Consider the following 21,461-nt stretch of genomic DNA (forward strand, 5'->3'; position numbering starts at 1 on the left):
TCAATTGTGATTACTTTTTGTGCAATTCGCCCAAAACTTAACCAACCACCCAAATTCAGTGCGACGCAATACTGTCAGAACCGCAAACGCATTGCCGCCTGATCTTAGACGTGATCATAGCCACTCTGACAACCATGCGAGGTGAGCCGGAATGAAAAAGATCGAAGCGATCATCAAGCCGTTCAAGCTGGACGAAGTAAAAGAGGCACTGCAGGACGTCGGCGTCCAGGGCCTCAGTGTGATCGAAGTCAAAGGCTTCGGCCGCCAGAAGGGACACACCGAACTGTATCGTGGTGCAGAATATGTCGTCGACTTCCTGCCTAAGGTGAAGGTCGAGGTCGTTCTGGATGACGATCAGGTCGATGCTGCCATCGACGCCATCGTTTCGGCGGCCAAGACCGACAAAATCGGCGACGGCAAGATTTTTGTCTCGCCCGTTGAACAAGCCATCCGTATCCGTACCGGCGAGACCGGCTCGGACGCGCTGTAACCCAATTACCGAATTCTCAAACAGAGGAATCAAGAGAATGAGCAAGGACGCAGTTCTTCAGCTGATCAAGGACGAAGGCGCCGAATACGTCGACGTTCGTTTCACCGACCCGCGCGGCAAGCTGCAGCACGTGACCCTGATGGCCGATCAGGTCGATGAGGACTTTCTGGAAGAAGGCTTCATGTTCGACGGTTCGTCCATTGCGGGCTGGAAGTCGATCGAAGCATCGGACATGAAGCTGATGGTCGACACCGAAAGCGCCTATGTCGATCCGTTCTACGCGGAAAAAACCATCTGCGTGCACTGCTCGGTTGTCGAACCCGACACCGGCGAAGCCTACGAGCGTGACCCGCGCGGCACCGCCCAGAAAGCCGAGGCTTACCTGAAATCCTCGGGTATCGGCGACGTTGCCTACATGGGCCCCGAAGCCGAATTTTTCCTGTTCGACGACGTTCGTTTCTCGAACTCGATCAACAAAGTTTCCTACGAAGTTGATGCGACTGACGCGTCGTGGAACACCGACACCGAATACGAGATGGGCAACATGGGCCATCGTCCGGGTGTCAAGGGCGGCTACTTCCCGGTCAACCCGATCGATGAAGCGCAGGACCTGCGTTCGGAAATGCTGTCGACCATGAAGCGTCTGGGCATGAAGGTCGACAAGCACCACCACGAGGTTGCCTCGTGCCAGCACGAGCTGGGCCTGATCTTCGACAGCCTGACCAAGCAGGCGGACGAGCTGCAGAAATACAAGTACGTCATCCACAACGTCGCACACGCCTACGGCAAATCGGCCACTTTCATGCCTAAACCGATCGCAGGTGACAACGGCACCGGCATGCACGTGAACATGTCGATCTGGAAAGACGGCAAGCCGCTGTTCGCAGGCGACAAATATGCCGACCTGTCGGACGAGGCGCTGTACTTCATCGGTGGTGTTCTGAAGCACGCCAAGACGCTGAACGCCTTCACCAACCCGGCGACCAACAGCTACAAGCGTCTGATTCCGGGCTTTGAAGCCCCCGTTCTGCGCGCCTACTCGGCCCGTAACCGTTCGGGTTGTGTCCGTATTCCGTGGACCGAAAGCCCCAAAGCCAAACGCGTCGAGGCCCGCTTCCCCGATCCGGCGGCAAACCCCTACCTGTGCTTTGCCGCGCTGCTGATGGCCGGTCTGGACGGCATCAAGAACAAGATCGATCCGGGCGAAGCCATGGACAAGAACCTGTACGATCTGCCCGCCGAAGAGTTGGCCGACATCCCAACCGTCTGCGGCTCGCTGCGCGAGGCGCTGGAGGCATTGGCGTCGGATCACGACTTCCTGCTGCAGGGCGACGTGTTCACCAAAGACCAGATCGACGGCTACATCGCGCTGAAGATGGAAGAGGTCGAAACCTACGAACACACGCCGCACCCGGTTGAGTACGGTATGTACTACAGCTGCTGACGGACAGTAGTTCTCATTCAGAAAGGGCGCCGGAACCGGCGCCCTTTTTTGTTATACGCCCCCGGATTTGACATAACTATTCCCCCCGCACACACTTTCCCACGGGAAACAATTGCGGAACGGAACCATGGCGTCAGATGAAAATCCCTATGCCGGCTTCACGGATTTTGTAACGTCCAAAGAAGAACTCGAGGCCCTCTCAGGCCCGCCTCTTCCACAGATTATTGCCAAGGAACTTACCGCGCTCGACGGGATTTGCCGTGAATTCATATCGCAGTCCCCGTTCTGCGTCATCGCGACCGCCAACACGGACGGACATATCGACGTTTCGCCCCGAGGCGATCCGCCGGGGTTTGTTCAAGTCCTGTCAGACACCCTTCTCGCCATTCCGGACCGGCCGGGAAACAAGCGTATGGACTCGTTTCATAACCTGTTGAGTGATCCCCGTGTTGGCATCCTGTTTCTTATTCCCGGCAAGCGCGAAACCCTGAGAATCCGGGGCAAGGCACGCTTGTGCAAAGACCCCAAGCTGCTTGAAACGATGGCCGTGAACAAGCGCAGCCCGAAACTGGCTTTGCTAATCCACGTGGAAACCGTCTTTGCCCATTGTCCGAAATGCATCATGCGCTCCAACCTCTGGCAGCCTGACAACTGGCCGGATGCATCGAATCTGGCCGACATGAACGAAACGATGATTAAACACGCAAAGATACCCTTGACTGCGGAGGAGTGGTTTGAGGAGCTTAAGCAAAAAGGCGAGCTTGATCTGTACTAGGCTGCGCGCATCTTTGGCCGCATAGCCTATTACGCAACCGCGCCTTTCGGGGAATTGGGAAATTGTCTTTATCCCTCGCCTTTGTGCAGGTACGCTTTGATTTGATTTCAACCTTATGGATAAGTTTCATGCGCCTTGTTTCCCTTGCCGCTTCGGCCCTTTTATTTGCGTCGGCGGCGTCTGCCCAGACACTCGACAGGATCAAATCCAGCGGAGAGCTTAAGATCGGATTCCGCAGCGATGCGGCCCCAATGTCGTTTGTCGATGATACAGGGCGCCCGTCGGGTTATACCCCTTTGGTTTGTGACCGGCTCGCACAGGCAATTGCGGACAAACTGCAAATGGACGACCTCAAGGCCACGTTTCTGGTGGTTGAACCGACCGACCGTTTCGACAAAGTGGCATCGGGTGACATCGACTTGTTGTGCGGGGCTGCGACCATAACCCTGTCCCGACGCGAAAAAGTGGATTTTTCGATCCCTATATACGTTGACGGAACCGCGGTCCTTCTCCCCAAGGATGCCAGTTCGGATTTCAACCAGTTGGCCGGAAAAAAGATCGGTGTACGCAGTGGTACGACAACGGAAGAAGCCGTTGTAAACTCGTTCGGCGCAGCCGGGGTCGAGACTGAGCTGCTTCGCTTTGCGTCTCATCCGGACGGCATCAACGCGCTGGCGTCAGGTGAGATCGCGGCCTATTTCGGCGATCAATCCATTCTGATGTTCAATTATGCCGCCGCAGGCCTGACGCAGGATTTCAAGATCTCGCCCGAGATCATGACCATCGAGAAACACGGGATTGCATTGGCAAAGAACGACGCGGACTTCAGGCTGCTGATCGACACCGTTTTGTCTGAAATGTACGCCAATGGAACCATGGAAGAGATTTTTCGTACAATTCTACCGGGGGCCGAACCCGGGGCCGCGCTCAAGGCGCTTTATATAATCGCGCCCACCCTGCCCTGACGTCCTGCACCAACCCGCGGCCCCGCCACCCCGGGGCTGCCAAAAATTGGAGGTCCACCTGATGCCGCGTCTGGCAATTCTGTTCGCAAGTCTGGTCTTCGCTTCGACAACGGCTTTATCGGCGGCCAACTGCGGGAACACCAGTGCCGGGTTCGAAGCCTGGAAAAAGGATTTTGCGAAACAGGCAAAAAAGTCAGGTGTCCGGAAAAAAGGACTGCAGGCACTGGCCCAGACGCACTATGCGACCGGCACGATCGCGGCGGATCGCAATCAGAAAAGCTTCAAATATTCACTGGACAAGTTCATGAAAGTGCGGGGCGCGGATGTGATCGTTGCTCAGGGTCGCAAACGCAAAGCCCGAAACCCGCAATTCTATGCAGCGCTGGAACAGCAATACGGTGTTCCAGCGGGCGTTCTGATCGCCATTCACGGCATGGAGACCGGGTTTGGAAACTTTATGGGCGACAGTCAGGTCGTTTCCGCAATCACAACACTGGCCTATGATTGTCGCCGTTCCGATTTCTTTGTTCCGCATGCCATAGGTGCCCTGAAACTTGTCGATCAGGGTAGCATTTCAATGGCGACAAAGGGGGCAAAGCATGGCGAACTGGGGCACACCCAGTTCCTACCGGGAAACGCCATAACGTATGGAGTAGACGCAACTGGGGATGGTCGGGTCGATTTTTATAACATGACCGACGCCCTGGCTTCGACCGCAAATTTCCTGCGCAAAAAGGGTTGGAAGCCCGGTCGCGGCTATCAGCCGGGGCAACCAAACTTCGCCGTTATACAGCAATGGAACGCCGCGTCCGTCTATCAGAAATCGATTGCCATAATGGCGAGTCGGATCGATGGATAGAGCGCTGCAGTTTGGCCAACGTCAGCCCAATTTCCGCCACAAACTCGCCACAGAAACCCATTTGGGCCAATTGTTTCTTAGTTTCCAATACGTAATCAATAGACGAAATTTCTAAGAATATTTCATTTTCGTCAAATTTTCTCCCTTTTCGTGGCTTAGCGTATTAGCTCAGAATTCATGCATCAGAGGTATGCGCTGTGACTCCTAAGAACAGATACCACGGTGGTCTTCAATTCAGCGGCGAGGATGAAGGCGCGTTGACACGCCTGTCGGAAATTGTCGCCGCAACTCTGGAAGACTATGGCCATCTGGTTGAGCGCAAAAACATTCTGAGCAAAACCGAGGCAAGTATCGTATCGAGTCAGTATCTGGTGCGCCTGTGTCTGGACACCAACATGTTCGAACCCAAGGATCGACATGAATGTCTGGACCGGGCGGCGGGCCTTAAGACCGAAACCCGCGCACCGCAGGGTCGGAACAGGAACCGGCTGGTCATTTCCATGGCCCCCGTTTCGGAATTGCTGGATGACAGCGAGGTTTCCGAACTGATGCTCGTCGTCATGTTGTACCGGATGGTCGACATTTGTTCGTCGCAGCGCGTGGAATGGCTGTCCCCCAACACTGTTCTGACGATTGAACAATTCATGAGCGCGTTCGACTCGCTCACCCCAAGTCGCCAACGGAACCGCAAACAGATTTTTGAAACTGTGAACGGCCCTTTTGCCGGAGCGGAAGTTCCAAGCCAACCAGAGCCGGAAACCGATACCCCGGCCGTAATCAGGGACACCGTCCGCCCAATCAAGCTGACAGACGAGCAGTTGCTGAGCATCGCATTCAGAAAAGATGCCGAAGAACATCAGGAAGAACCTGATGACGGCAAGTTGCAGCGCGATATTCAACGTTTGACCAGTTGGGGAATGACTGGTGTGGTCGCCTCTCTCTCGGCGCCTGTGGCCCTGTCGATGGCAGCGGTGAATCTGATCCGCGGTGAGGATTTCCGCCTCAATACTCAGGTGCTGGCCTACACTGCGGCAATCGTGATGCTGCAAACAAGCGGTGCATTGGCCGATGTCAGTGCAGCTTTAGGCATGTAAGAATTTAAACGACCCCTCCTTGGAGGCCCCGCCATCAGGCGGGGTTTTCCATTTTAGGCAAGGTGTCTTCGGTTAGGACGTAGGTATGGATCGAAAAAACCACGGCCTGGGATTGAGGTAGCCTCAGCAGGCATTGGCGCTCACTACGCAGATAACCTGCCCTTTCGCGGTCGCGGACAAGGCGTGGATCGGTAAAGCTGCGGGGCTGATGCAGTTCCGCATCCTCGTACCAAAGGGCATTGAATCGCCAAAGCGGCTGACCGACCCGAATGCCATCGAACAGCCGTTGAACGCGTCTTGCTATGTTTTCGTCATAGTCATCCACCGTGTCGTGAATGCCGATCAGCGGGCGCATGAACTTTTCCGACAGTCGCCAACTGGCGGGAAAACACAGTATAGCGCCGGTCAGAACATGCTCGTCACCCTGCTTTTGCAGGATGCAGAAATCTTCCTGCACCAGCCTGCACAGGGTATCCAGCGGCTTTGCATGATCAACCTCGACGACAACGCCGTCGGGGCGCAACGCCTGATCGCGCGCCTGTGGATAGTTCAGGCCCAGAACCAGATCCAGCAATTCCCGGGCGGCTGGTACAGCGCCATCATCCAATGCCAGTACGTCGGCGCGCCTTTGCGCCAACAGAGATTCTCGTTTTTGCATTTGCTGGGCAAAAGCATCGTCCTGATGCAGCCACGTTTCCATCGAGGCGGGCTGAATTCCCGGCAATGGGCGTGAAACCAACGGGTTGTAGGGAATCGAATTCTGCAAAATGGCCGTCATGAATCCCGATTATCATCATCGCACGTCCGTGTCGGTCAAAAAGCGACCTCGCCGGGGTCGCAAACCTCAGAGACGTGACGCCTTGCTGCACGCACCCTTGCCCTGCAAGCAGGGAGGCAAGCCGTGAACCATCATTATCGTGACAGCCGAAAGATCGATCCAACCCGCGGCCAGACACTCGGCGACGGGACACCGAACGACAATGACCGTATCGAGATCGGCCCGACTCAGCTTGCCTTTTCAGAATGGGCGAAGGCTGGGCTGGAACTGCCCAACCTGGAGCGGATGCGCGAACATCGCTGGAAACGGCTGACAAAAGCCATCGTCGACCGTGGATATGGCGGCTTGCTGATGTTTGATCCGCTGAACATCCGCTATGCCACTGACAGCACCAATATGCAGCTTTGGAACACGCACAACCCGTTTCGGGCCGTATTGTTGTGTGCCGACGGATACATGGTGATCTGGGACTACAAGAACTCACCCTTCCTGTCCAAGTTCAACCCGCTTGTACGCGAGCAGCGATCCGGCGCGGACCTGTTCTATTTTGACCGGGGCGACAAGGTGGATGTGCAAGCAGATGTCTTTTCGAACGAAGTGCGGGTACTGATGCAGGAACATGCACCGGGCAACATGCGTTTGGCGGTCGACAAGGTCATGCTGCACGGACTGCGCGCGCTTGAAGCGCAGGGGTTCGAGATCATGGAGGGCGAAGAGGTCACGGAAAAGACCCGTGCAATAAAGGGGGCGGATGAGATTCTGGCAATGCGCTGCGCCCACCACGCCTGTGAAACTGCCGTGGCCGAGATGGAGAAATTTGCCCGCGCCAATGTGGGTGATGGCAAGACGTCAGAAGATGACATCTGGGCCGTTCTGCATGCCGAGAATATCAGGCGCGGTGGTGAATGGATTGAAACCCGTCTGCTGGCGTCAGGCCAGCGCACAAACCCGTGGTTTCAGGAATGCGGCCCCCGGATCACCCGGAAGAACGAGATCATCGCATTTGACACCGATCTAATCGGCTCTTACGGCATCTGCATCGACATTTCGCGAACCTGGTGGATTGGTGACGAAAAACCGCGCGCGGACATGATCTATGCCATGCGCCATGCGCATGAACATATCATGACCAACATGGAAATGCTCAAACCTGGCGTGACGATTCCTGAGTTGACTGCCAACACCCACAAACTGGACGACAAATTTCAGGACCAGAAGTACGGCTGCCTGATGCACGGTGTTGGCCTGTGTGATGAATGGCCGCTGGTTGCCTATCCGGATAACGCCGTGGCCGGTGCCTACGATTACGCGCTGGAACCGGGAATGGTTCTGTGTGTCGAGGCCTGCGTCGGCGAAGTGGGCGGCGATTTTTCGATCAAGCTGGAAGATCAGGTTCTGATTACCGAAGACGGGTATGAAAACCTGACGACCTATCCGTTCGACAAGGCGCTAATGGGTGAGTGAGGGCCCTATCTTATTGCCGTGTTTCGCATCCGGGCTGACATCACCTAATTATCGCACAAAGGCCGCAAGCGATCATTTGCGGTCTTTGAGCACAGGCACAGTTGTCTCGAAATTGCGATGATCGCCAGATGTGATGCATCAGAAGCCAAAACCTGTCAGCACGTATGGAAATGATCAGCTTCGCTCTACCTGCTCCGGCAACAGATCAATATACTTCGCGGCATCTTCCTCTGTAACACAGCCCCTGTCGCACAGAATCTCCAGGCACTTGAGCGCAAGATCGTAGCATTCGATCAGAGCGTCAGCGGCAATACAAAGTTTGAAAATCTGGTTGTCGCTGAACGCGTTTGGTGCCGACAGATCCTTAATATACACCACGTCTCCATCAATGGCCTGAGCGCCGCGTTTGGCTTGAGAAATCTCCTTCAGAAACCTACTGTTTATAGGCATAGTCTTGGTGAAACGGGTCGTTAGGTAGGAAAACCCCAAACTCCTCATGAAAGTATCAATTTCGCCAAACATGGGCTCACCCTGATACAGTCGCAGGTATCTGACTTCGGGAATGATCATGATCGCATTTTGTAAAACGCGCTTTCCGCTAATGATGATTTCGCGTTCAACACCTTGAACATCTATTTTCAGGATATCCCCGTCTTTGAGCCCCTGGACCTCATCCATACGTTGCAATTCAACTTCGATCTCGCCAATTTTCCTAAGCGCACGTTTCAGCCGCCCCAGATATCGCAACGACGGCTCAAAAGGTCTGAGTACCGAGGTGAACCCAGGTGAAAGATATAAGTTAAGGCTCCTGAATGTACCGTCGCCGAGTGCCGCGCAGAAGTATTCAGCGTTATCAGGCTTGTTTTGCATGAGTTTCTCGAACTCATGCGGGCTTGGCTCAAACGCTGACAGCGTGCAAAGCCGGGCCTCAAGAAGTTCCTTGTAAAGAGGCGTTTCCGAGGGCCTAGCCCCGACATCAATTACATGCGGGATTTCACCTTGCCTAAAACTGTCGACAAGGTGCGTCCAGCGGACGGCATTATTGTTTTTCAGTTGCACTATGCACTTCTTTCGCTGGTCTCACTGCGGATGTTTGGCGGCCAGGCGCATAAGGTCACGCGCCGAAGATATTGATCGAATGCCCGCCCGTTGGCCTTGCCTGGGCTATTTCAACCCTCGTGAATGCACAAACTCATGTTCTTCGGCCGGAAGCGCCTATTAGCAACCACCCTAATCCTGACTGAACTTACCCAAATGCCGTTTAAGTGAAAGGCGAAAATCTGCAGCACACCAAACAGATACCCAATTCAATTTCAGCAGGAAGGACTGTTAACTGTAACCTCCGCGTGATCGTTCTGACACAAGGGTTGAGACGTGTCGGCACCTGCCCCACTGTACAGACATTCACCAAGGACAATGACATGCCCACCGAAAGAATATCTTTTGCCGGACACGATGGCGGCCAACTGGCGGCCCGGTTTGACATGCCGGACGGCCCGGTTCTGGCAACCGCGCTCTTTGCGCATTGCTTTACCTGTTCCAAGGACATTCCCGCCGCCCGCCGTATCTCTGCACGACTCGCGGCAATGGGAATCGCCGTTTTGCGGTTTGATTTCACTGGATTGGGCCACTCGGAAGGCGAATTCGCCAACACGACGTTCACATCGAATGTCGAGGATCTGATTGCCGCAGCACAGTACCTTGCTGGCAGAAATCTGGCTCCTGCCTTGCTGATTGGCCATTCGCTTGGCGGAGCAGCGGTTTTGAGGGCGCGGGCCGGTATCCCTTCGGTCAAGGCAGTTGTCACCCTGGGCGCCCCTGCCGACCCCGGCCATGTCACGCATCACTTTGAAAAGGCAATCCCACAGATCGAGACCGAAGGCTCTGCCGAGGTCATGCTGGGCGGTCGACCGTTCCGCGTTGGCAAAGCATTTGTAGACGACATTTCAGAAACCGCGCTAACGCCTGCCATTGCAGAGTTGAAGGCGGCCCTGCTGGTACTGCACGCCCCGCGTGACGAGACCGTTAGCATTGACAATGCCAGCACGATCTTTCTGGCAGCGAAACACCCAAAAAGCTTTGTCACGCTTGATGACGCCGATCATCTGATCACGCGCAGCGCCGACGCGGACTACGCCGCCGAAGTAATCGCCGCCTGGGTATCGCGATATGTAAAGCTGTCGCCACCTGCCCCACCCCCTGGTGCACCGGAAGGTGTCGTGCGCGTGACCGAGGCCGACCCCAACGGATTCCTTCAGGACGTGCAATCGGGGCCGAAACACCACGCCGTTGCGGATGAGCCTATTTCCTACGGCGGAACCAATCAGGGCATGTCACCATATGGTTTTGTTTCGGCCGGGCTTGGGGCTTGTACCTCGATGACGATCCGCATGTACGCCCGGCGCAAAGGCTGGCCCCTGCATGGTGTCAGTGTCGATGTCTGTCACAACAAGGTGCACGCACAGGATGCGGGTCTGGTTGGAGAGAACAAGATTGACCATTTCCGTCGCAAAATCAGGCTGACAGGCCCTTTGGACGAAACGCAAAAAGCCAAGTTGCTTGAAATCGCCGACAAGTGCCCGGTTCACCGGACACTTGAAGCAACCGCACATGTGACAACTGAGCTACTCAGCTAAGTATGCCGCCGCTATCCGCCGGTCACCCCCGTCTGGGTGCGGGCCGGTGGATCGGAGGACGCGCTGCAGGTGGCCGCGCGACCGGTGGCCGTGGCCGTGCCGGAGGTTTGGAAATCGGCGGTTTGGTATGCGGTGGATTGGGCCGGTCGGGACGGTTTGGGCGATCGGGACGGTTCGGACGATCAACGTCGATATCCACGTCCACATCGCGATGGTAATAGTCGTTCCAAAGCATTGAGTCATAGAATGGGTCATAATATCCGGTCCCTACCCCCACCCCTACGCTTACACCGTCGCAGCCGGTCAGGATCATGGCCCCGCCGCCGAGACCGAGAACAAGGGTTGCCCGTTTCAGTATTTTACGCGCCATCTCACCCTCCTCAGTTCGCGGCCCGGAATGACGCGAACACAGCGTTCAGGTCATTCACGAATTCCGGGTTGGCATCATCGCGCATTACCGTCACCGCAACCGCGACGCGGTTTCGCGGCAGATCGATGACCGTAGCGGTGAAATTCACCCCGCGTCCGTCACGCCGCCCTGTGCCCCGAACTACCCGGGCTGGCAGACCACCGATCCTCACGTTGGAGTCGCTGGAAATCTGAGGGTCCTTCACAAGAAACTTGTCGATATCCGCGAGATAGCCAAATCCTCCATCGATCGTCGCCACGCCTGCAGGTGAGACAAAGCCCATCCAGACGCTGTCGTCGGAAACCGGGCGTATCCCCATCACCCGGCTGACCGCTCGCGGATCCTCCAGTTCGGTATCTTCGATCTCGCGAATACCACCGGTACGAAGCAGCCAGAAATCAGGAACGTCGAACCGGAACAAGGCCCGGCCTGCATCCGTATAGGTCACCGGAGTGTCTGCGAATGCGGGAAGTGACGTGCCCAGAACAAGGGCCGCAATCGCGGCCAGAGAAGACTTTGATAACAAGCGCATATCTAAATAGCCTAATGATTGATCCGGCCCAGATTGGACAAAACGAACAAGGCTTGTCCAGTACTACTGGCCAATCGACAAGTTTTTCAGGTGCGTCAACCCGGTCAGCGCATGCAAAAACGAATATCGGGTGTGCATTTCGTAGGATTTGTCTGGCCCGGATACCACCCAGCGAACCCACCATTGAGGCCATTGGGAAAAGTCGTAACTTGCGTGGTATTTGTCTGGCGGGCAGTCGTGGTGGTCGTTGATACGCTTTTGGCCAAGCGCCAGCCGGTGAAAATACCGTCCATCCTCGAAATGAACGGCGATCTGGCCCTGATCGGTGCGCCACAAATATTTGCGCGTTCCCCCGATCGCGGGTTGTCCGGGTATATGCAGCGTAACCGCTTCGCGGTAGCAAAGCCCCTCTTCGTCCGGCGCCCACTCGGCAGTGCCCTCAGCATGCAGTGTCTGTGCGGCCTTTGCATCTTGGATAACTCGGCTCAGCCGCCACTGGCCTTGAAAATCAAACAGGCTGGCAGGTTTGATCACTTAGAATAAACACCTTCGGTAATGTCGCCGCCTGATCCGACAAACCGGATCACATCCCCCAGCCGTTCCACTGTATAGCAGGCCCACAAATCCGACGGCGGCCAGATCGAACAATACTGATCATCCCGCACCGCCCATTGGCCAGAGCTGGGCCCGCCCGAAAAATACTGGGTATACATTGATGCATCAAAAGTCTGGGATGCACCGTTGTTGTATTCCAGCCTGTGCCCTGAAAGCGCATCAAGTATTTCGGCACCAGTCAGGGTTTGGAACTCTTCCGCCGCCAGAACACCCGGTAAAACTGCAAAAATCAGGGCAAACAGTCTCATCCCTACTCTCCTGCCTTGTCCGTTGGGTCACACGAGTCTATGACCCGCGCCAACGCCTCATGCCAATCACAAAAAGGTGCTGCTGCCAATGATCCCCCGCTATTCCCGCCCCGAGATGGTCGCCATCTGGTCGCCCGAGACCAAATTCCGCATCTGGTATGAAATCGAGGCGCACGCTTGTGACGCCATGGCCGATCTGGGTGTCATCCCGCGCGAGAATGCCGAGGCTGTCTGGAAGGCCAAGGATGTCGAGTTCGACGTGGCCCGCATTGATGAGATCGAGGCCGTCACCAAGCACGACGTCATCGCGTTCCTGACCCACCTGGCCGAACATGTCGGCAGTGACGAGGCACGTTTCGTCCATCAGGGCATGACCAGCTCGGACGTTCTGGACACTTGCTTCAATGTTCAGCTGACCCGCGCTGCCGACATTCTGATCGCCGACATGGAAGGTCTGCTGGCCGCCCTGAAGCGCCGCGCATACGAGCATAAGGATACTATCCGCATCGGTCGTAGCCACGGCATCCATGCCGAGCCAACCACGATGGGTCTGACTTTTGCCCGCTTCTATGCCGAAATGGACCGCAACCTGAACCGTCTGAAAAAGGCACGGATGGAGATTGCCACCGGCGCGATCAGCGGCGCGGTTGGTACCTTTGCCAATATCGACCCCCGCGTCGAAGAACATGTCTGCGAAAAGCTGGGGCTGGAGCCGGAGCCGATCAGCACGCAGGTCATACCGCGTGATCGCCATGCAGCCTTCTTTGCCGCCCTCGGCGTTGTTGCCTCTTCGATCGAAAACGTCGCCATCGAAATCCGTCACATGCAGCGGACTGAGGTATTGGAAGCCGAAGAGTTCTTTTCGAAAGGTCAAAAGGGTTCGTCGGCCATGCCGCACAAACGTAACCCAGTTCTGACCGAAAACCTGACCGGCCTCGCCCGGCTGGTGCGCATGGCAGTAGTTCCGGCGATGGAAAACGTGGCACTCTGGCACGAGCGTGACATCAGCCACAGCTCGGTCGAGCGCAATATCGGCCCCGACGCCACCATCACGCTGGACTTTGCACTGGCGCGCCTGACCAGCGTGATCGACAAGCTGGTCGTCTATCCCGACAACATGATCGCCAACATGAACAAGTTCCGCGGTCTGGTTATGTCGCAGCGGGTTCTGCTGGCCCTGACACAAGCCGGTGTCAGCCGCGAAGACGCCTATCGCCTGGTTCAGCGCAATGCCATGAAGGTCTGGGAAGAAGGTAAGGACTTTAAAACAGAACTGCTGGGCGATGCCGAAGTAACCGCAGCTCTGAGTGTCGAAGAAATCGAAGAAAAATTCGACCTCGGCTATCACACCAAACACGTGGACACGATTTTCTCTCGTGTTTTTAGCGACTAAGCTAGGTCTTCTCAGGTAAAATGACATCGACCGGGCCGCTATTGACGGCCCGGTCTTTGCTTTTGCCCGACTCGCGGAAAATCCCTATACTGGATGCAGCATTCAGACAGGAGAGCCGCGATGACAATCAGGACGCTTCTCTGCTCGTTGATACTGGGGCTGACCGCCTCGGCAGCATTGGCTTGCAGTTCACATCAGAAACAGGCCCAGTCCTGTATTCCCGGCACGATCTGGGACAGCGAAAGCCAAAGCTGCGTAAAAGAGGTCAACAGCTGAACCGGACCTCACCGAACTTTGAAAAGAAGCGGGTCAATTGTGGCTCGCTTTTTCGCTGACCACGCTATGCTTTCACAGGATGAGATTTTTTCAACGGAGTGCTCAGATGCGCCTTTTGCTTGCGACTGCAATTGCCCTTCAGTCCTTTGCCTTTACCCCACTTGCGGTCCACGCCGCCGGTAGTGCTGACAACAACCCACCGAAACCAACCAATACAACCCGCAAGTGCCTGTTCGGGCGGGTTTGGGATGCGGGTGCCGGGAAATGCGTCAAACCGAACAAGACAAACTTTACCGATGACGAGCTATATGACGCGGTGCGGGAACTGGCATATGACGGGCAGTATGATCATGCGCAGAATGTCCTGCGCGTCATGAGCGATCAGAATGATGATCGGGTACTGACATACTGGGGCTTTACGTACCGCAAAATGGGCGAGTTGGAGCTGGCGAATGTGTTCTATGAAAAAGCCATCGCCGCAAATCCCGACAACATTCTGGCCCGCAGCTACATGGCGCAAGGCTTTGTGGCCGAAGGGAAAACCGATCAGGCCATTGCCCAGTGGCGCGAGATCAAGGCCCGTGGCGGCGAAGGGACATGGGCCGAAACCTCGCTACGCGAGGCGATCAGGACAGGGCTGACTTACAGCTATTGAACTTCAGGGTTTCTTTACCAGCCGCCGCATACTCTGCCTGCGCAACGTTCGGAAGATTGGCAGCGCAGGCAGATGGCAAAAAACAATGCACTTGTTCAGATTTCTCCGGGTGATCCGGCGCCTATGGCTGACCGGAACGACGGCCCCGCGGCGCTGATCCCCCGACAACTTTCGGGCCGAGAAAAGGCAGCCGTAGTTGTGCGACTGTTGCTGAATGAGGGCGCTGATATCCCGCTGGAAGAATTGCCCGACGCATTGCAGGAACGGCTGACACAACAGATGGGCCGTATGGGTTTGATCGACAGGGCGACGCTCGGCTCCGTCGCACAGGAATTTGCCGAGGCGCTGGACAGTGTCGGCCTGTCCTTTCCGCATGGCCTTGCCGGGGCGTTGGACACGATGACCGGTAAGATAGCGCCTTCCACGGCGGCGCGCCTTCGCAAGGAAGCTGGTGTTCGTCAGATCGGCGATCCTTGGCAGCGCATTCGCGAGTTAGAACCGGATGAGCTTGGCGCGATAGTGCAGGCGGAAAGCACCGAAGTTTCCGCCGTCATTCTGTCAAAACTGGATACCGCCAAGGCGGCACAGCTTTTGCAGCAGCTTCCCGGCCCGGTTGCCCGGCGCATTACGTTTGCAGTTTCCAAGACCGGCAATGTCACACCGGATGCCGTCGACAGAATCGGCTGGTCGCTGGCCTCGCAACTGGATCAAAGGCCGGTACCCGCCTTCAAGGACGCACCCGGTGCCCGCGTTGGTGCGATACTGAATCAGTCGCCATCGGCAACACGCGATGGTCTATTGAACGCACTTGACGAAGAAGATGCGGATTTCGCCAATACCGTAAGGCAATCCATCTTTACCTTCGCACACATTCCGTCCCGCATCGTACCCCGTGACATCCCCGCCATTTTGCGCGCGGTCGATCAGGTGGCTTTGGTGACTGCTCTGGCCGGAGCGGTTGCGGAAGGCGATGCAAGAGCCGCCGAATTCATGCTGGCCAACATGTCGACGCGCATGGCCGACAACCTGCGGGAAGAGATCGGGGAACGCGGCAAGATCAAGCAGACTGATGCCGAACAAGCCATGGCCAGCATCGTTGGCGTCATTCGCGGGCTGGTCGACGAAGGCGCAATTGCCCTCGCCGAAGAAGAAGAGGAAGGGACTGGTTAGTATGTTTCTGCCGGAATTTTCTCAATCCCGGATCATTGCGGATTTCATCGGCGTTACCGATGGACAGTCTGGGGTTAGTCAGAATAACTGACGTCATGATATTCGTTTTTGTTCTCACCGCTTGCACCGTTCGCTTTTCATGAGTGCAGCAGCCAACCGATCCATTGTATACATGGTTCTGGCCATCCTGTGCTTTACCCTGATGGATGCGTCAGTCAAAGCGCTGGTACCACAGACCGGTGTCCTGTCCGCCCTGTGGGTTCGATACACCGGTCAGATGGCTGTTGTCATTGTTTTGGTTTTGCCGCGATTGCACCATGTGGTGCGAACGAATTATCCAATGCTGCAATTTCTACGATCACTACTATTGATGGGCGCAACAGGTTTCTTTTTTCTGGGGCTCAGCTTAATTCCGCTGACTGATGCCTCGGCGCTTATGTCGATAAATCCGGTACTGATCACACTGGGTGCGGCCCTGTTTCTGGGTGAGCATCTGGGTCCGCGCCGCATTGCAGGGATCGTTTTTGCTGTCATCGGAGCGGCCATCATCTTGCGACCCGGTGCTGGCGTCTTTCAACCTGCTGCATTGTATCCCGTAGGGGCAGCAATATGTTACTCGGCCTATGCCCTGCTGACCCGCCGCGTTGGACCTGACGAAGATCCATGGACATCGCTTTTCTATACCGGGCTGGTCGGCACCGTTCTGCTAAGCATGATCGCACCCACGCAATGGCAACACCCGGCTGCATCAGGTTGGGTACTGATGGTTTGTGTGGCCGGATTTGGAACCATTGGCCAGATGATGCTCATCCGGGCTTTCAGTCTGGGCGAGGCTGCGATGCTGGCCCCATATGCCTATTCCGGACTTGCCTTTGCCGCGATCTGGAGCGCGGTGTTCTTTCACGAGTATCCGGATATCTGGACGATATGCGGCACGCTTGTGATCGTCGGAGCGGGTCTGTATGTCTGGCACCGCGAAACGCAAACCCGGTGAGTATCCCCAATGCCCGTCGAAAAATCGGAACTGAGCCGCTTTGAGCTTGGCAAATACTATGTCGCAAATCTGTGCCTGAAGGGCGTGATCGGCGGGATGCGCCTGTTGCCATACGACCGGCGTATTGCCGCTATGGGTGCGATCATGCGAACACTCGCGCCTGTTGTGGGCTTTAACAAACGGGTGCGTCGCAATCTGAAACTCACCTGCCCGGACCTGCCCGAGGCTGAGGTTGACCGCATCTGCCGGGCGGTGCCGGATAATGCTGGCCGCGCGATCATGGAGCATTTCTCGCCCGAGGGCTTCACCGAACGACAGAGCAACGCCAAAATCTCGGGCCCCGGAATCAAGGCCTTCGACGAGGCCTGTGAAGCCGGAAAACCCATCATGATGATCACGGCGCATTTCGGGCACTATCTGGCTGCACGGGTTGCGTTGCAGGCCCGAAGCAACAAGCCGATCGGCTGTCTTTATCGCAGGATGGCAAACCCCTATTTCAACGACATGTATGTCGATGCCTTTTACCAGACCGGCGAACCGATGTTCGAACAAGGCCGCAGGGGCATGATGGAGATGGTTCGGTCACTGAAAAAGGGTGGGATCATCGCCATTGTTTCGGACCTGCATGCCCATGGCGGCGAGGAACTGACATTTTTCGGCAAACCGGCCGTGACATCGGTCCTGAACGCGGAACTGGCCATCAAGTACAAGGCAGTGATGATCCCGTGTTATGCCGTGCGTCAGCCAAACGGCATCGACTTTGAAATCGTCCTGCACGAGCCGGTGCCGCACACCAACGCCAGCACGATGACCCAGTTCACCAATGATGACCTTGAGGCCATGGTGCGCAAGAACATGGGCCAATGGTTCTGGATTCACCGCCGCTGGAAAGCGTGGGGCGGCCTGGGTGTCCGGCCCGAGGATATGCCCTGATCATTCGGCCCGGGCGGCGGCAACAATCGGGCCATACCCTGCCCTCTGAACCAGAACCGCCGCAGGCAGTTCCGAGGCCAGCGTAGCCGACAATGTCAACGGCTCGGCACCATTCCATTTTCCGACAGACTGCCAGGATTCCACGACATTGGCATAGTTCAGGTCATGACCAGCCAGCTCACCCCGTTTGATCGAGGCATGGCGCATCGGTGAATATTGCACGACCTGAATGTCATACGCTCCATTCAAAGCTGCCAATGCCGGTTTCACCTCTATGACAAGGTCATTGCCCGTGCGGACCACATCGACCCGTGCGGCGGGGTTATCCGCCAGATGCTTGGCAATCAGGCCCGACAATTGCGCCGCTTTGGCCCCAACCACATCTTCCTGACCGTTGATGATCATCTGCGGCGTGTAGATCATGGTGCGTCCACCTTCGCGCGCATAGGCCCGTTGGCGCGTTGCATGGGACGGATCCGCATACTCGTCTTTCCAGCCGATGTAGTCCCAGTAGTCCACGTGCAGCGCGAGGCCGATCACATCCTCCCGTTTGGCGAGGTCATGCATCAGTGCATCCGCAGGCGGACAGGACGAGCATCCCTGAGACGTAAACAACTCGACCACGACCAGGTTGTCATCGGCGATTGCGGATGACGCGAAAAAGGCAGAAAGAAACAGGGCCGTAGCGCTTGACTTGAACATATTGAGTCTCGAATTGATGCTGTGCCACTCTGGTTTAAACACTCTGCGGTTCAACAGCCAATCAAGGTTTCTTGAAACCTTTGCAGCACAAATCGGCAGAAATGTGTGCAATGGTATACAAAAATTGCCGCACCCCGCCTCTTGGACCTTGAACCGCGCGCTTGGGTGATGCAGATACCCCTCAGCGAATCCCATATTCCACGTCATTTGAGAGGGAGGCCACAGATGCCCATCAAAGTCGGACAGGATACCGCCAAGACACGCCGCACCCTGAGCGTGAATGGCAAATCCATTTCCTATTACTCGATCCCAGCCGCGCAAGAGGCCGGTCTGGGCGATTTTTCCAAGCTTCCCGCCGCTCTGAAAGTGGTGCTGGAAAACATGCTGCGGTTCGAGGATGACGGATTCTCGGTCTCGGTCGACGACATCAAGGCCTTCGCTGAATGGGGCGACAAAGGTGGTAAGAACCCGCGCGAGATCGCCTATCGCCCGGCCCGCGTGCTGATGCAGGACTTTACCGGCGTTCCGGCAGTGGTCGATCTGGCTGCAATGCGCGACGGCATCAAGGCACTGGGTGGCGACGCACAAAAGATCAACCCGCTGAACCCGGTTGACCTGGTCATCGACCACTCGGTCATGATCGACGAGTTCGGTAACCCGCGCGCGTTCCAGATGAACGTGGACCGCGAATACGAACGCAACATGGAACGTTACCAGTTCCTGAAGTGGGGTCAGGGTGCGTTCAACAACTTCCGCGTTGTGCCCCCCGGCACCGGCATCTGCCACCAGGTAAACCTGGAATATCTGGCACAGACCGTCTGGACCGACACCGACCAGAACGGGGATGAGGTCGCCTATCCCGATACGCTGGTCGGCACTGACAGCCACACCACCATGGTCAACGGCATGGCCGTTCTGGGCTGGGGTGTTGGCGGGATCGAGGCTGAGGCCGCGATGCTGGGTCAGCCGATCTCAATGCTGATCCCCGAGGTTGTGGGCTTTGAACTGACCGGTGATCTGGTCGAAGGCACCACCGGCACCGACCTTGTTCTGAAGGTCGTGGAAATGCTGCGCGAAAAAGGCGTGGTGGGTAAATTCGTCGAATTCTACGGCGAAGGTCTGGATCGTCTGCCGCTGGCCGACCGCGCAACCATCGCCAACATGGCTCCGGAATACGGCGCAACCTGTGGCTTCTTCCCGATCGACGGCGAGACGCTGCGCTATCTGCGCAACACGGGCCGTGACGAAGACCGTATCGCGCTGGTCGAAGCTTATGCCAAGGAAAACGGTTTCTGGCGTGACGCGGACTACGCACCGATCTACACCGACACACTGTCGCTGGACATGGGCACCATCGTGCCCGCGATCTCGGGTCCGAAACGTCCGCAGGACTATGTTGCACTGACCAACGCCAAGGCCGCTTTCACCAAGGAAATGGCCGAGACGTTCAAGCGTCCGATGGGCAAGGAAGTCGTCGTCAAAGGCGAGGACTACACCATGGAATCGGGCAAGGTCGTGATCGCCTCGATCACCTCGTGCACCAACACGTCGAACCCTTACGTAATGATCGGCGCGGGTCTGGTGGCACGCAAGGCCGCGGCTCTGGGCCTGAACCGCCAGCCCTGGGTCAAAACCTCTCTGGCGCCGGGATCGCAGGTTGTGTCCGCCTATCTTGAGGCCGCTGGCCTGCAGGAAGATTTGGACAAGATCGGCTTCAACCTCGTCGGTTACGGCTGCACCACCTGTATCGGCAACTCGGGTCCGATCCAGAAAGAACTGTCCGAGGCGATTGCCGAGGGCGATCTGGTCGCTACCTCAGTCCTGTCCGGCAACCGGAACTTCGAAGGCCGTATCTCGCCTGACGTGCGCGCCAACTATCTGGCCTCACCGCCGCTGGTTGTTGTCTATGCACTGGCAGGTACCATGGATATCGACCTGACGTCCGAGCCGATCGGTCAGGACAAAGACGGCAATGACGTCTTCATGAAAGACATCTGGCCGACCCAGCAGGAAGTGGCCGAACTGGTCGAGCAGACCGTGACGCGCGAAGCGTTCCAGTCGAAATATGCGGACGTGTTCAAAGGCGACGAGAAATGGCAGGCGGTTGAGACCACCGATGCCGAAACCTATGACTGGCCGCCGACCTCGACCTACATCCAGAACCCGCCCTATTTCCAGGGTATGGGGCATGAGCCCGGCACCATTTCGAACATCGAAGGCGCCAAGGTTCTGGCGGTTCTGGGCGACATGGTGACCACCGACCATATCTCGCCCGCCGGTTCTTTTGCGACCACGACCCCTGCAGGCAAGTATCTGCTGGACCGTCAGGTGCAACCGCGCGAGTTCAACTCGTACGGGTCGCGCCGAGGCAACCATGAGGTCATGATGCGCGGCACCTTTGCCAACATCCGCATCAAGAACGAGATGCTGGACGGCGTTGAGGGTGGTTACACCAAAGGACCCGATGGCGAACAGACCTCGATCTACGACGCGTCGATGGCCTATCAGGCCGAAGGCACGCCGCTGGTTGTGTTTGGTGGCGAGCAGTACGGCGCAGGGTCCTCGCGTGACTGGGCAGCCAAGGGTACTGCCCTGCTGGGGGTCAAGGCCGTGATCGCCGAAAGTTTTGAGCGTATCCACCGCTCGAACCTTGTTGGCATGGGCGTCATCCCGTTCGAATTCACCGGCGGCGATAACCGCAAGTCGCTGGGGCTGAAAGGGGATGAAACCGTCTCGATCCACGGTCTGGACACTATCCAACCGCTGCAGGAGGTGCCTTGCACCATCACGTTCGGCGACGGTTCCGAAAAGACCATCACCCTGAAGTGCCGCATCGATACCGCGCCCGAGATCGAATACATCGAAAACGGCGGTGTGCTGCAATACGTTCTGCGGAACCTGGCAAAAGCAAGCTAAGCCACGGTTCCAGAATATCGAAAGGGCGTCCCCAGCGGGCGCCCTTTTCTTTTGCGAGGTTTTTCCGCTCGCTCCAATGCGTCTTGAACAGAAGAAGTTGCCTTTTTACGCGT

Annotated in this window: 22 protein-coding genes; 15 read left to right on the forward strand and 7 right to left on the reverse strand. The window is 56.6% G+C overall.

Going from position 1 to position 21,461, the window contains the following annotated elements; translation table 11 throughout:
* Positions 1-151 precede the first annotated feature (151 nt).
* The 6 genes from ACR0NW_RS08000 to ACR0NW_RS08025 all read left to right on the forward strand — a co-directional run bounded on the left by ACR0NW_RS08000 (position 152) and on the right by ACR0NW_RS08025 (position 5,627).
* A complete protein-coding gene (locus tag ACR0NW_RS08000) occupies positions 152-490 on the forward strand; it encodes a P-II family nitrogen regulator (RefSeq protein ID WP_170472761.1) in 339 nt (112 codons plus the stop codon).
* A gap of 37 nt (positions 491-527) precedes the next feature.
* Entirely contained in the window at positions 528-1,934 is a 1,407-nt protein-coding gene (gene glnA, locus ACR0NW_RS08005) for a type I glutamate--ammonia ligase (RefSeq protein WP_170585206.1), read from the forward strand.
* Between the two features lie 127 nt (positions 1,935-2,061).
* Entirely contained in the window at positions 2,062-2,709 is a 648-nt protein-coding gene (locus ACR0NW_RS08010) for an MSMEG_1061 family FMN-dependent PPOX-type flavoprotein (protein WP_480449910.1), read from the forward strand.
* Positions 2,710-2,837: 128 nt separating this feature from the next.
* Positions 2,838-3,674: an amino acid ABC transporter substrate-binding protein gene (locus ACR0NW_RS08015; RefSeq protein ID WP_480449911.1), complete on the forward strand. Its 837-nt coding sequence runs from the start codon at positions 2,838-2,840 to the stop codon at positions 3,672-3,674.
* 61 nt (positions 3,675-3,735) lie between these two features.
* Positions 3,736-4,533, forward strand: coding sequence for a lytic murein transglycosylase (locus tag ACR0NW_RS08020; RefSeq protein ID WP_480449912.1), 798 nt, complete (start codon positions 3,736-3,738; stop codon positions 4,531-4,533).
* A 197-nt stretch (positions 4,534-4,730) separates the two neighbouring features.
* Positions 4,731-5,627: a hypothetical protein gene (locus ACR0NW_RS08025; protein WP_480449913.1), complete on the forward strand. Its 897-nt coding sequence runs from the start codon at positions 4,731-4,733 to the stop codon at positions 5,625-5,627.
* A 34-nt stretch (positions 5,628-5,661) separates the two neighbouring features.
* On the opposite strand, the gene ACR0NW_RS08030 is transcribed toward ACR0NW_RS08025, so the two are convergent.
* Entirely contained in the window at positions 5,662-6,405 is a 744-nt protein-coding gene (locus tag ACR0NW_RS08030; RefSeq protein WP_480449914.1) for a heme-dependent oxidative N-demethylase family protein, read from the reverse strand.
* 123 nt (positions 6,406-6,528) lie between these two features.
* Between ACR0NW_RS08030 and dddP the strand changes: the two genes are divergently transcribed.
* Complete coding sequence (dddP, locus tag ACR0NW_RS08035) at positions 6,529-7,869, forward strand: dimethylsulfonioproprionate lyase DddP (protein WP_480449915.1); 1,341 nt, start codon at positions 6,529-6,531, stop codon at positions 7,867-7,869.
* Between the two features lie 174 nt (positions 7,870-8,043).
* On the opposite strand, the gene ACR0NW_RS08040 is transcribed toward dddP, so the two are convergent.
* Positions 8,044-8,928 carry an FkbM family methyltransferase gene (locus ACR0NW_RS08040; RefSeq protein WP_480449916.1) on the reverse strand — a complete coding sequence of 295 codons (885 nt, stop codon included), beginning with the start codon at positions 8,926-8,928 and terminating at the stop codon, positions 8,044-8,046.
* Positions 8,929-9,290: 362 nt separating this feature from the next.
* Here ACR0NW_RS08040 and ACR0NW_RS08045 point away from each other — a divergent pair, with 362 nt between their 5' ends.
* Positions 9,291-10,505 (forward strand): bifunctional alpha/beta hydrolase/OsmC family protein, encoded by a 1,215-nt coding sequence (locus tag ACR0NW_RS08045; protein WP_480449917.1) that lies wholly within the window; start codon positions 9,291-9,293, stop codon positions 10,503-10,505.
* Positions 10,506-10,527: 22 nt separating this feature from the next.
* Here ACR0NW_RS08045 and ACR0NW_RS08050 read toward each other — a convergent pair whose 3' ends face one another.
* The 4 genes from ACR0NW_RS08050 to ACR0NW_RS08065 all read right to left on the reverse strand — a co-directional run bounded on the left by ACR0NW_RS08050 (position 10,528) and on the right by ACR0NW_RS08065 (position 12,309).
* Positions 10,528-10,875, reverse strand: a complete 348-nt coding sequence (locus ACR0NW_RS08050) for a hypothetical protein (protein ID WP_480449918.1) — start codon at positions 10,873-10,875, stop codon at positions 10,528-10,530.
* Positions 10,876-10,885: 10 nt separating this feature from the next.
* Entirely contained in the window at positions 10,886-11,446 is a 561-nt protein-coding gene (locus ACR0NW_RS08055; protein WP_170651862.1) for a hypothetical protein, read from the reverse strand.
* 63 nt (positions 11,447-11,509) lie between these two features.
* On the reverse strand, positions 11,510-11,980 hold the full coding sequence (locus ACR0NW_RS08060; protein ID WP_480449919.1) for a DUF6314 family protein: 471 nt from the start codon (positions 11,978-11,980) through the stop codon (positions 11,510-11,512).
* Positions 11,977-12,309, reverse strand: a complete 333-nt coding sequence (locus ACR0NW_RS08065) for a hypothetical protein (protein ID WP_480449920.1) — start codon at positions 12,307-12,309, stop codon at positions 11,977-11,979. The genes ACR0NW_RS08060 and ACR0NW_RS08065 overlap by 4 nt, the downstream gene beginning before the upstream one ends.
* An 88-nt stretch (positions 12,310-12,397) precedes the next feature.
* On the opposite strand from ACR0NW_RS08065, the gene purB reads away from it, so the two are divergent.
* From purB to ACR0NW_RS08095, 6 genes are all read left to right on the forward strand, one after another.
* On the forward strand, positions 12,398-13,702 hold the full coding sequence (purB, locus tag ACR0NW_RS08070; protein WP_480449921.1) for an adenylosuccinate lyase: 1,305 nt from the start codon (positions 12,398-12,400) through the stop codon (positions 13,700-13,702).
* Positions 13,703-13,822: 120 nt separating this feature from the next.
* Positions 13,823-13,978 (forward strand): chitin-binding domain-containing protein, encoded by a 156-nt coding sequence (locus ACR0NW_RS08075; protein WP_170651853.1) that lies wholly within the window; start codon positions 13,823-13,825, stop codon positions 13,976-13,978.
* Between the two features lie 106 nt (positions 13,979-14,084).
* The gene (locus ACR0NW_RS08080; protein ID WP_480449922.1) at positions 14,085-14,633 is read left to right on the forward strand and encodes a tetratricopeptide repeat protein; all 549 of its coding nucleotides are present in this window, start codon (positions 14,085-14,087) and stop codon (positions 14,631-14,633) included.
* Positions 14,634-14,756: 123 nt separating this feature from the next.
* Positions 14,757-15,803 (forward strand): flagellar motor switch protein FliG, encoded by a 1,047-nt coding sequence (locus ACR0NW_RS08085; protein ID WP_480450169.1) that lies wholly within the window; start codon positions 14,757-14,759, stop codon positions 15,801-15,803.
* Between the two features lie 139 nt (positions 15,804-15,942).
* Positions 15,943-16,797 (forward strand): DMT family transporter, encoded by an 855-nt coding sequence (locus tag ACR0NW_RS08090; RefSeq protein WP_480449923.1) that lies wholly within the window; start codon positions 15,943-15,945, stop codon positions 16,795-16,797.
* Positions 16,798-16,806: 9 nt separating this feature from the next.
* Positions 16,807-17,730: a lysophospholipid acyltransferase family protein gene (locus tag ACR0NW_RS08095; RefSeq protein ID WP_480449924.1), complete on the forward strand. Its 924-nt coding sequence runs from the start codon at positions 16,807-16,809 to the stop codon at positions 17,728-17,730.
* Here ACR0NW_RS08095 and ACR0NW_RS08100 read toward each other — a convergent pair whose 3' ends face one another.
* Positions 17,731-18,432 carry a DUF1223 domain-containing protein gene (locus ACR0NW_RS08100; protein WP_480449925.1) on the reverse strand — a complete coding sequence of 234 codons (702 nt, stop codon included), beginning with the start codon at positions 18,430-18,432 and terminating at the stop codon, positions 17,731-17,733.
* A gap of 225 nt (positions 18,433-18,657) precedes the next feature.
* Between ACR0NW_RS08100 and acnA the strand changes: the two genes are divergently transcribed.
* Positions 18,658-21,348: an aconitate hydratase AcnA gene (gene acnA / locus ACR0NW_RS08105; protein ID WP_480449926.1), complete on the forward strand. Its 2,691-nt coding sequence runs from the start codon at positions 18,658-18,660 to the stop codon at positions 21,346-21,348.
* Positions 21,349-21,461 lie beyond the last annotated feature (113 nt).

Source organism: Ruegeria sp. CF5, assembly GCF_056537325.1.

Excerpts from the sequence above, each read along its gene's own strand:
- ACR0NW_RS08010 (WP_480449910.1), top strand. The coding sequence starts at position 2,062 with ATGGCGTCAGATGAAAATCCCTATGCCGGCTTCACGGATTTTGTAACG.
- ACR0NW_RS08045 (WP_480449917.1), top strand. The coding sequence starts at position 9,291 with ATGCCCACCGAAAGAATATCTTTTGCCGGACACGATGGCGGCCAACTG.
- ACR0NW_RS08050 (WP_480449918.1), bottom strand. The coding sequence starts at position 10,875 with ATGGCGCGTAAAATACTGAAACGGGCAACCCTTGTTCTCGGTCTCGGC.
- ACR0NW_RS08030 (WP_480449914.1), bottom strand. The coding sequence starts at position 6,405 with ATGACGGCCATTTTGCAGAATTCGATTCCCTACAACCCGTTGGTTTCA.
- ACR0NW_RS08095 (WP_480449924.1), top strand. The coding sequence starts at position 16,807 with ATGCCCGTCGAAAAATCGGAACTGAGCCGCTTTGAGCTTGGCAAATAC.
- ACR0NW_RS08085 (WP_480450169.1), top strand. The coding sequence starts at position 14,757 with ATGGCTGACCGGAACGACGGCCCCGCGGCGCTGATCCCCCGACAACTT.
- ACR0NW_RS08100 (WP_480449925.1), bottom strand. The coding sequence starts at position 18,432 with ATGTTCAAGTCAAGCGCTACGGCCCTGTTTCTTTCTGCCTTTTTCGCG.
- ACR0NW_RS08015 (WP_480449911.1), top strand. The coding sequence starts at position 2,838 with ATGCGCCTTGTTTCCCTTGCCGCTTCGGCCCTTTTATTTGCGTCGGCG.
- ACR0NW_RS08065 (WP_480449920.1), bottom strand. The coding sequence starts at position 12,309 with ATGAGACTGTTTGCCCTGATTTTTGCAGTTTTACCGGGTGTTCTGGCG.
- ACR0NW_RS08020 (WP_480449912.1), top strand. The coding sequence starts at position 3,736 with ATGCCGCGTCTGGCAATTCTGTTCGCAAGTCTGGTCTTCGCTTCGACA.
- acnA (WP_480449926.1), top strand. The coding sequence starts at position 18,658 with ATGCCCATCAAAGTCGGACAGGATACCGCCAAGACACGCCGCACCCTG.
- glnA (WP_170585206.1), top strand. The coding sequence starts at position 528 with ATGAGCAAGGACGCAGTTCTTCAGCTGATCAAGGACGAAGGCGCCGAA.
- ACR0NW_RS08090 (WP_480449923.1), top strand. The coding sequence starts at position 15,943 with ATGAGTGCAGCAGCCAACCGATCCATTGTATACATGGTTCTGGCCATC.
- ACR0NW_RS08080 (WP_480449922.1), top strand. The coding sequence starts at position 14,085 with ATGCGCCTTTTGCTTGCGACTGCAATTGCCCTTCAGTCCTTTGCCTTT.
- purB (WP_480449921.1), top strand. The coding sequence starts at position 12,398 with ATGATCCCCCGCTATTCCCGCCCCGAGATGGTCGCCATCTGGTCGCCC.
- ACR0NW_RS08075 (WP_170651853.1), top strand. The coding sequence starts at position 13,823 with ATGACAATCAGGACGCTTCTCTGCTCGTTGATACTGGGGCTGACCGCC.
- ACR0NW_RS08055 (WP_170651862.1), bottom strand. The coding sequence starts at position 11,446 with ATGCGCTTGTTATCAAAGTCTTCTCTGGCCGCGATTGCGGCCCTTGTT.
- ACR0NW_RS08000 (WP_170472761.1), top strand. The coding sequence starts at position 152 with ATGAAAAAGATCGAAGCGATCATCAAGCCGTTCAAGCTGGACGAAGTA.